Genomic DNA, 8307 nt, shown 5'->3' with positions numbered 1-8307 from the left:
GTCGAAGGCCGTCTGACCCCAGCGCAGGAACTGGTAGCGCTCACCGTTGCGCTCGTACTCGATGTCGGTGTTGCGCTCGAGCGCGTCCGGCTGACCGAAGAGGTCGGCGATGACGGAGTGGTCGATGACCATCTCGGCGGGCGCCAGCGGGTTGATCTTGTTCGGGTCGCCGCCGAGCGAGGAGACCGCCTCGCGCATGGTGGCGAGGTCGACGATGCAGGGGACGCCGGTGAAGTCCTGCATGATCACGCGGGCCGGCGTGAACTGGATCTCGGTGTTCGGCTCGGCCGTCGGGTCCCAGCCGCCGAGGGCGCGGATGTGGTCCGCGGTGATGTTGGCGCCGTCTTCGGTGCGCAGCAGGTTCTCCAGCAGCACCTTGAGGCTGAAGGGCAGCTTCTTGTACCCGTCGACGGTGTCGATCCGGAAGATCCCGTAGTCCTTCGATCCGACGGTCAGGGTGCTCTTCGCACCGAAACTATTTACAGCTGACACTGTGCCCTCTCCTTCGTCGGCAGGGGATGCCCCTCAAGCCGTGTCCATCTTTGTCGTGCGTCGAAGCGTGTTTCCAGCAAGGTAAGCCTAAGTCGTCAGCTCGGGAAAATATCTTGACGTCGAGATAAATCTAGCACGCTCAGAGCCGATCGAACACCAGAGCGCGCCGCCGCGCGAAGCGGTAGAACAGCTCGATGCCCGCCGAGCCGACCGCGCCCACCGCGATCCCCCACAGCAGCGCGAGATCCGGCTTCAGGTGCATCTCGAAGAACATCGAGGTGACAGGGAGGACGCAGACCAGGACGAACGCGGCAGCGACCCCGCCGAGCAGCCCCCAGCGCCACGGCGTCAGCGGGCGGGTCAGCACGCACAGGATCCAGAGCGAGACGCAGAACAGCGCGAGCGTGGTCACGCTGCGCGCCTCGTGCAGCGGGATGCTGCGGTACAGCGGAGCGTAGGCGACGACGGCGGTCAGCCCCGCGATCACGCCGGTCGGGATGGAGTACTTCAGGATGCGCGGCAGCACGCCCGGCGTGTAGATCCGCTTGTTCGGCGCGAGCGCGAGGAAGAACGAGGGGATGCCGATCGCGAGCGTCGACACCAGCGTCAGCTGGCGCGGCAGGAACGGGAACGGCCAGAGCACGGCGGCGCTCACCAGCGCGAGCAGGATTCCGTAGACGGTCTTCGCGAGGAAGATGTTGGACACCCGCTCGACGTTCGCGATCACGCGCCGCCCGGAGGCCAGCACGTTCGGGAGCCGGTCGAACCGGTTGTCGAGCAGCACCAGGCGGGACACCGCCTTGGTCGCGGCGGTCGCCGTCCCCATCGCGATGCCGAGGCTGGCGTCCTTGATGGCCATCGCGTCGTTCACGCCGTCGCCGGTCATCGCGACCGTGCGTCCGGCGTCCTTGAGCAGCCCGACGGCCGTCCGCTTCTGCTCCGGGCTCACGCGGCCGAAGATGTTCGCGGTCTCGAGCGCGTCCGCCAGCTCCTGGTCCGAGTGCAGCGTGGAGGCGTCGACGGCCTCCCCTTCCAGGTTCAGGGCGCGCGCGACCGCCTCGACGGTCACCGGATTGTCGCCGGACATCACGACGACGCGCACCGCCTGCTCGCCGAAGTAGCCGAGCGTCTCCGCTGCCTCCGGCCGCAGGGTCTCCCCCAGCACCACGAGCAGCGCCGGCTCGACGGCGACGCCGGTCAGCGGCACGTGCGTGCCCTGCGGCAGCGGGTCGATGGCACGCGCGAGCGCGAGCGTCCGCCGTCCCGTCGCCGCGATCGCTGTCGCGCGGGCGAGCTCCTCCTCGTGCCCGGCGAGCACGCGCTCCGGCGCGCCGAGCACCCACGAGCTCTCCGCGCCGTCCACGTGCATGACCAGCCCGCTGTACTTGGTGGCCGAGCTGAACGGGATGCGCCGCGACACCCGGAACCGGTCGCTGGTGAACCGGGTGGAGAGGATGCCCGAGGTCGCGTTGCCGGTGTCGTCCGCGCCGAACGCGGCCAGCGCCGTCTCGGCGAGCTCCTCCGGAACAGCGGAACCGAGCCGCTCGGTGCGCTCCAGCGTCAGCTCGCCCGTCGTCAGCGTCCCGGTCTTGTCCAGGCACAGCACGTCGACACGGGCCAGCACCTCCACGGCCGCGAGCTCCTGCACGAGCACCTTGCGCGCCGCGAGCTGGATGGCGGCGACCCCGAACGCGAGGCTCGTCAGCAGCACCAGCCCCTCCGGGATCATGCCGACCACCGCCGCGACCGCGTCCAGCAGCGCCCGCCGCCAGCGCGTGTCGACGAACAGCTCGCTCCAGCCGCCGTAGGCGAGCACCCGCCCGATCAGGGTGATCAGGATGACCGGCCCGAGGATCCAGGACAGGTAGACCAGGATGCGGTTGGTGGCGTCCCGCAGCTCGGAGTGGACGAGCGAGTGCCGGCGGATCTCGCTGGTCAGCCTGCTCGCGTACGAGTCGGCGCCGACCGCGGTGACCACCGCATACCCGGTCCCCGTCGCCACGTGCGACCCGGAGAGCAGCGGGGCACCGGCGTCCTTGAACACCGGGTCCGACTCCCCCGTGAGCAGCGACTCGTCGAGCGAGAGCCCCGTGCTCTCGGCGACGACGGCGTCGGCTGGCACCTGGTCGCCCGGCCGCAGCACGAGGAGATCGTCGAGCACCACCTGCTCCAGCGGCACGGTCACGACCACGCCGTCGCGCCGCACCCGGCTCTCCGGGGCAGCGAGCAGCGCCGCCCTGTCCAGCACCCGCTTGGCGCGCAGCTCCTGCACGATGCCGATCAGGGCGTTGACGACGACGACGCCGAAGAAGAAGCCGTCGCGCAGGTCCCCCAGCAGCACCACGACCACGAAGCACGCGGTCAGGATGCCGTTGAACAGCGTGAAGATGTTCTCGCGCAGGATGTCGCGGACCGACCGCGAGGTGGGCTGGCGCTGGCTGTTGGATCTGCCGTCCGCGACGCGCTCGGCCACCTCGGACGCGGTCAGCCCCTCCCGCCTCCGCGCGTCGAGCATCCCCTCCCCCTTCCGATCCCCGTTACGCGGCGGTCTTCGCCGGCGGTTTCTGCGGGAACTGCCCCTTCACCACGAACCAGGTGATGAGCAGGAGCGGGGCGTACAGCGGCACGCCCATCAGGAGCTTGGTGAGCGCGAGCGCGCTCGTCGCCTCCGGGGTGTGCGCCAGATACAGAGGCACCTGCACCAGCAGCCGCGCCGCGAAGAGCAGGAACCAGAGGAAGGTGAGCGCCTGCATCACCCGGAACTTCGACTTCACCGTGCGCCAGGCCAGGCCGTCGCCCATCAGGTAGCCGGCGGCGAGGCCGATGAGCGGCCAGCGCACCAGGATGGAGATCAGCAGCGCGGCGCCGTAGGCGGCGTTCGTCCAGATCCCCAGCAGGAAGTTGTCCTCGCCGCGCCCGGTGATCAGGGCGAGGATCGCCGAGACGCCGACGCCGATCAGCCCGGCCATCGCCTGCGTGACGGGCGTCTTGCCGACGATGCGGACCACCGTGAAGATCACGGCGACCGCGACCGAGAGCCCGATCGAGAGCGGGACGTTCTGAGTGAACGTGAAGAGGATGAGGAAGACGAGACCGGGAAGGATCGTCTCCAGCAGCCCGCGCACGCCGCCGAGCGCCGCCAGCAGCGCATGCCCGGTCGACTCGTCACCCTCCGGCAGCTGGCCGATGCCGGACTTGCGCGCGGCCCGCGCGATCGACTCGCCGAGCGTCGCCGCGAGCTGCTCGTCCTTCTCCGGCCCGGCCGGCTGGTGGTTCTCGGTCACGTGCTGCCTTAAAGAGAGGAGTAGCCGGCGTCCGGGCCCGTGCTCGGAGCGGCCGGCATGCGCAGCGGGATGAGGTCGCGCGGCGGCATCGGGACGGAGCCGCGCACCACGACGATGCTGCGGAACAGGTCCTCGACCAGCGCGGCGGCCTCCGGCTTCACGGCGGCGTCGCCCGCGATCACCCCGCGCAGGAACCAGCGCGGCCCGTCGACGCCGACGAAGCGCGCGACGCGGGTCTCGCCCGGCGCGCCCTGCGGCGCCGCGACCGGGATCTCGGCGACGAGCTCGGGACCGAACACGCCGTCGCGCTCGCTCACGCGCCCGCCCTGGCGCTGTACCTGCTCGGCGATCTGGCCGCGGATCTCGTGCCACAGCCCGGTCGAGCGGGGGGCGGCGAACGGCTGCACCTGCAGCGTCGAGTTCGCGTAGTCCAGGCCGACGGCGACGACGCGCTGCGACTCCTCCTCCACCTCCAGGCGCAGGTGCAGGCCCTCGCGCGGGAGGATCTTCACCCCGCCGAGGTCGACATAGGGACGGACCGGGTTGGCCTCGCTCTCGTCGAGCGGGCCCTCGGTCGCGCGGTCCTCCGGCGCGGACTTCTCCGCGTCGAGCGGCTGCTCGAGCTCGCCGGGGGTGTCGCTGCTGTCGGTCAAGCGTGTTCTCCTGCCTGGGTCACGGTGTAGCCGGACGAGCCGAATCCCGCTGTTCCGCGGTGGCTGTCCGGCAGGGTGTCGACGGGGATGAACTCCGCGCGTGCGATCGGCATGACGATCAGCTGCGCGATCCGGTCGCCGACGGCGATATCGTACGGCATCGACCTGTCGGTGTTCAGAACCGTCACCCGGATCTCGCCGCGGTATCCCGCATCCACCGTGCCCGGCGCGTTCACGATCGTGATGCCGTGCCGCATCGCCAGACCGCTGCGCGGCACGACGAACGCCGCGTACCCCTCCGGCAGCGCGATCGAGACGCCGGTCGGGACGGTGTACCGCTCGCCGGGGCCGAGCGTGACGGCCTCCGCCGCGCAGAGATCGGCGCCGGCGTCGCCCGGGTGAGCGTAGGCGGGAAGGTGCTCGGAGATGATCGGGACGTCGACGGTATCGGTCACGTGTCGAGGGTAGTGCAGAAGTCTGATCGAATAGGGGGTGTGAACAACAACCTGACCGGCGAGCTGTACCGGGAGCGCCTGTGGGCGACCCCGTGGCTCTTCATCTCCACCCTGCTCGTCATCCCCGCCGTGATGCTGGTCTTCGCGCCCATCAACTTCACCGTCGGCGTCGTGCTGGCGATCGTGTTCTACGCCGCCATCGTCGTTGCGCTGATCGTGTCTGCGCCGACCATCCGGGTCACGGGCACGGAGTTCTCCGCCGGCCACGCCCGCATCCCGCTGGAGTTCATCGGCGAGCCGCAGGCCTTCACGGGCGACGCGGCGACGCTCGAGCGGGGTCAGCGGCTGGACGCGCGCGCCTGGCTGCTCATCCGCGGCTGGGTCAAGTCGGTCGTGAAGATCCCGGTGCTGGACGTGGACGACCCGGCGCCCTACTGGCTCGTATCGACAAGAAACCCGGACCGATTGGTCCGGGTTCTCGATGAGGCTCGACTCGCGTCGTAGCGTGCGCGTCGCTCAGGCGGCGCACTCCACGCAGATCGGCCCGAGCTTGGTCTCGTGGTCGATCTGCGAGCGGTGCTTCACCAGGAAGCAATTCACGCAGGTGAACTCGTCCGCCTGGGGAGGCAGCACGACGACGTCCAGGTCGAGATCCGACAGGTCCGCTCCCGGCAGCTCGTAGCCACCGGGGTTGTCCGCGTCCTCAACGTCGACGACACCGGACATCTTGTCCGGAACTCGCTCCTTGAGGGCCTCGATCGACTCGGAGTCGTCCTCGGTCTTCCGCGGTGCGTCGTAATCCGTTGCCATGCCCATCCACTTCTCGTCGTAACGGCCGATTCTCGCAATCGGCGGCCATAGTTTGCATCAATCGCAGTCGAATAGCAAAACCACGCAGGAGCCTCTCAGCGATTGCTCGGTTCTCAACTTCCGGCACGCCCGAGGTATTCCCGGAAAACCCCCCATTCCCGTGGCATCCTGGCCCAGAACGAACGCGAGCTCGGAAGGCATCCACATGCAGGATTTGAAGGTCATCGGGGTCGAGAACGGTGCGATCGTCGCCGTCGGCGACGACGGTGAGCGGTTCCGCATCGCCGTCGACGACACGCTGCAGTCGCGGGTCCGCCAGGCGCGCCAGCAGGCGTCCACCGAGGCGCCCAAGCTGTCACCGCGCGAGGTGCAGGCGCACATCCGCTCCGGCATGTCCGCCGAGGACGTCGCCGCCGTCACCGGGGCGCCCCTGGAGTACGTCCAGCGCTTCGAGGGACCCATCGTCGCCGAGCGCGAGCACATCGTCGCGAGCGCGCTGAGCGTCCCCGTCCACACCGCCGTCGAGGTCGACCCGATGGGCGAGGGCGACACGTTCGGTTCCGTCATCCGCGAACGGCTCGCCTCGCTCGGCGTCTCCGGCGAGCGCTGGGCGAGCTGGAAGGACAGCGAGACCGGCTGGATCGTCAAGCTGGAGTTCACCGCCGACGAGATCGAGCACGACGCCCGCTGGACCTACGACGCCCGCAAGCATTCGCTCGCGCCGCTGAACTCCGAGGCGACGACGCTCTCGCAGGCCGGCGAGCTGCGCGGCGGTGCGCTCATCCCCCGGCTGCGCGCCGTGCTGCCGCACGAGGGCGAGCCGGACACCTCCCGCTTCGACAGCGGGGCGTTCACGTTCCCCGCTCCCCCGACCGACCTGCTCGGTCCGGAGATCACCCAGCCGCTGGAGCCGCTCGTCCCCGGACGCGCCTCCAACTCCATCGCGGTCTCCGCGATCAAGCGCGCCGACGACGACACCCCGCGCGACCTGCACCAGACCGCCGACCTGCTGGAGGCGCTGCGCCGCCGCCGGGGCGAGCGCGAGCAGGCCGGCTTCGAGGAGCGTCCACCGCTGGAGCCGCCGCTGCAGACCAGCGCGTTCGACGAGCAGCCGATGCTGCTCGACCCGACGCCCCCGGCGCCCGCGCCGTTCCGGATCGTCGAGGAGTCGATCACGGTGATCGAGGAGCTGCCGGCCCCGGGCGCGCAGACCCCGGCCGCGCCGTCGGCCCCGTCCGCTCCATCTGCTCCGTCCGCGCCCGCGCAGGACTCCGCTCCGTCCGGCCGCAAGAAGGGCCGTGCGGCGATGCCGAGCTGGGACGAGATCGTCTTCGGCGCCCGCACCGACGACGACCTCGCCTGATCTCTGCCCCTCGCGGGTGAAGAGGGTCAGGCGGCGCCGAAGCGGAGCAGGGGGACGCGCGTCTCCTCGGGTGTGAGCGAGCCGTGCTGGCCGATCATGCTGCGGCCGGTGCGCTGCGGGTCGCGGTCGTCGTAGTACGCGATGCGCTTGCGCGCCCCCACCAGCACGTCCCCGATCCGCGGCGCGACGCCCGGATCCACGGAGGGACCGAACCAGCCCGCCTCGACGGCGTCTGCCCTGGTCGCCACCCAGGCCCGGTCGCCCTCGCTGTCGCGCCAGCGAGACGCGACGGCGTCGGCGGCGCCGTCCTCGGTATAGAGGTGCAGCATCCGCGGCTCCCCCGCGACCTCGTGCACCCCGTCGAGGAGCTCCGGGGCGCCGTCGTAGAGCACGTGACCGGTCTCGGGGACGTCGACGATGCCGTGGTCGGCCGTCAGCAGTACGGCGCGGCGCGGCCCCAGCCGGCGCGCGAGCCCGGCGACGAGAGCGTCGATCGTCTCCAGCGCGGTCGTCCACTCCGGTGACTCCCAGCCGCGCGCGTGCGCGAGCTGGTCGAGCTCCGCGACATAGAGGTACGCCAGCCCGGGGCCCGGCGTCGCGAGCCAGCGCTCCGCGACCGCGAAGCGGTCGGCCGGCGTCCGGCCGCCGACGAACTCGGCGCCGCGCAGGGCCGCCGCGGTGAACCCGGAGCCCGCGTACTTCGGCAGCCCGATCGCGATCGAGGGGATGCCCGCTTCGGCCGCCCGCTCGAACACGGTCTGCGACCGCTGCCAGGTCGCCGGGTCCATCAGCTCGTCCCAGCCGCTCAGCTGGTTGGTCAGCCGGCCCGCCGCGTCCCGCACCCGGTAGCCGACCATCCCGTGCTCGCCCGGCGTGGTCCCGGTGGTGAGCGTCGTGAGGGCGGCCGCCGTCGTCGTCGGGAAGCCGGAGTCGATGGTCGTCGCCTTCGACAGCGCGGGCGCGAGCGTCCGCGCGTGCCCTCCCCTGGCGCGCAGGGCGGCGGCGCCGAGCCCGTCGACCACGACCACCACGACTTTGTCCAGCCGCGGCAGACCGAAGTCGTTCACCGAGCCGCTCAGGGCCGCCAGGGAACTCGGCAGAACCGTGGCGAGGCTCGCTCTGGTCGTGAACGCGGCCGGTAGCATGGGGGACATCCGGCCCAGTCTGACACAGCCGGACGGGACGGCGCCGTCGGGCCCGCACCCCCAGACCGCCATCACCAAAAACAGCACCACCACACCCGCCCGCCC

At 70.9% G+C, this 8307-nt stretch carries 9 protein-coding genes; 2 read left to right on the top strand and 7 right to left on the bottom strand.

The window, feature by feature from the left end; genetic code table 11:
* The 5 genes from ACTHMF_RS05770 to dut form a co-directional block, all read right to left on the bottom strand.
* A partial coding sequence (locus ACTHMF_RS05770) for an aconitase family protein (protein ID WP_440316660.1) occupies nucleotides 1-492 on the bottom strand: 492 nt, incomplete at its 3' end.
* Nucleotides 493-631: 139 nt separating this feature from the next.
* Nucleotides 632-3007, bottom strand: a complete 2376-nt coding sequence (locus ACTHMF_RS05765) for an HAD-IC family P-type ATPase (protein WP_440316659.1) — start codon at nucleotides 3005-3007, stop codon at nucleotides 632-634.
* A gap of 22 nt (nucleotides 3008-3029) precedes the next feature.
* Complete coding sequence (locus ACTHMF_RS05760; RefSeq protein WP_314147923.1) at nucleotides 3030-3776, bottom strand: DUF3159 domain-containing protein; 747 nt, start codon at nucleotides 3774-3776, stop codon at nucleotides 3030-3032.
* A gap of 8 nt (nucleotides 3777-3784) precedes the next feature.
* Complete coding sequence (locus ACTHMF_RS05755) at nucleotides 3785-4429, bottom strand: DUF3710 domain-containing protein (protein ID WP_314147922.1); 645 nt, start codon at nucleotides 4427-4429, stop codon at nucleotides 3785-3787.
* Nucleotides 4426-4884 (bottom strand): dUTP diphosphatase, encoded by a 459-nt coding sequence (dut, locus tag ACTHMF_RS05750; RefSeq protein WP_314147921.1) that lies wholly within the window; start codon nucleotides 4882-4884, stop codon nucleotides 4426-4428. Before dut ends, ACTHMF_RS05755 begins: the two co-directional genes overlap by 4 nt.
* 39 nt (nucleotides 4885-4923) lie before the next feature.
* Between dut and ACTHMF_RS05745 the strand changes: the two genes are divergently transcribed.
* The gene (locus tag ACTHMF_RS05745; protein WP_440316657.1) at nucleotides 4924-5388 is read left to right on the top strand and encodes a DUF3093 domain-containing protein; all 465 of its coding nucleotides are present in this window, start codon (nucleotides 4924-4926) and stop codon (nucleotides 5386-5388) included.
* Nucleotides 5389-5400: 12 nt separating this feature from the next.
* On the opposite strand, the gene ACTHMF_RS05740 is transcribed toward ACTHMF_RS05745, so the two are convergent.
* Nucleotides 5401-5694 (bottom strand): DUF4193 domain-containing protein, encoded by a 294-nt coding sequence (locus tag ACTHMF_RS05740; RefSeq protein WP_026307201.1) that lies wholly within the window; start codon nucleotides 5692-5694, stop codon nucleotides 5401-5403.
* A 205-nt stretch (nucleotides 5695-5899) separates the two neighbouring features.
* Between ACTHMF_RS05740 and sepH the strand changes: the two genes are divergently transcribed.
* Nucleotides 5900-7057, top strand: coding sequence for a septation protein SepH (sepH, locus tag ACTHMF_RS05735; protein WP_440316656.1), 1158 nt, complete (start codon nucleotides 5900-5902; stop codon nucleotides 7055-7057).
* A 26-nt stretch (nucleotides 7058-7083) separates the two neighbouring features.
* Here sepH and ACTHMF_RS05730 read toward each other — a convergent pair whose 3' ends face one another.
* Nucleotides 7084-8202 (bottom strand): alkaline phosphatase family protein, encoded by a 1119-nt coding sequence (locus ACTHMF_RS05730; protein WP_440316661.1) that lies wholly within the window; start codon nucleotides 8200-8202, stop codon nucleotides 7084-7086.
* Between the last annotated feature and the right edge of the window lie 105 nt (nucleotides 8203-8307).

Source organism: Leifsonia sp., from assembly GCF_051955155.1.
Classification (GTDB): Bacteria; Actinomycetota; Actinomycetes; order Actinomycetales; family Microbacteriaceae; genus Leifsonia.
Note: the sequence above shows the minus strand (reverse complement) of the source record. Positions and strands in the feature narration are given on the sequence as shown.

Excerpts from the sequence above, each read along its gene's own strand:
- ACTHMF_RS05740 (WP_026307201.1), bottom strand. The coding sequence starts at position 5,694 with ATGGCAACGGATTACGACGCACCGCGGAAGACCGAGGACGACTCCGAG.
- sepH (WP_440316656.1), top strand. The coding sequence starts at position 5,900 with ATGCAGGATTTGAAGGTCATCGGGGTCGAGAACGGTGCGATCGTCGCC.
- ACTHMF_RS05765 (WP_440316659.1), bottom strand. The coding sequence starts at position 3,007 with ATGCTCGACGCGCGGAGGCGGGAGGGGCTGACCGCGTCCGAGGTGGCC.
- ACTHMF_RS05730 (WP_440316661.1), bottom strand. The coding sequence starts at position 8,202 with ATGCTACCGGCCGCGTTCACGACCAGAGCGAGCCTCGCCACGGTTCTG.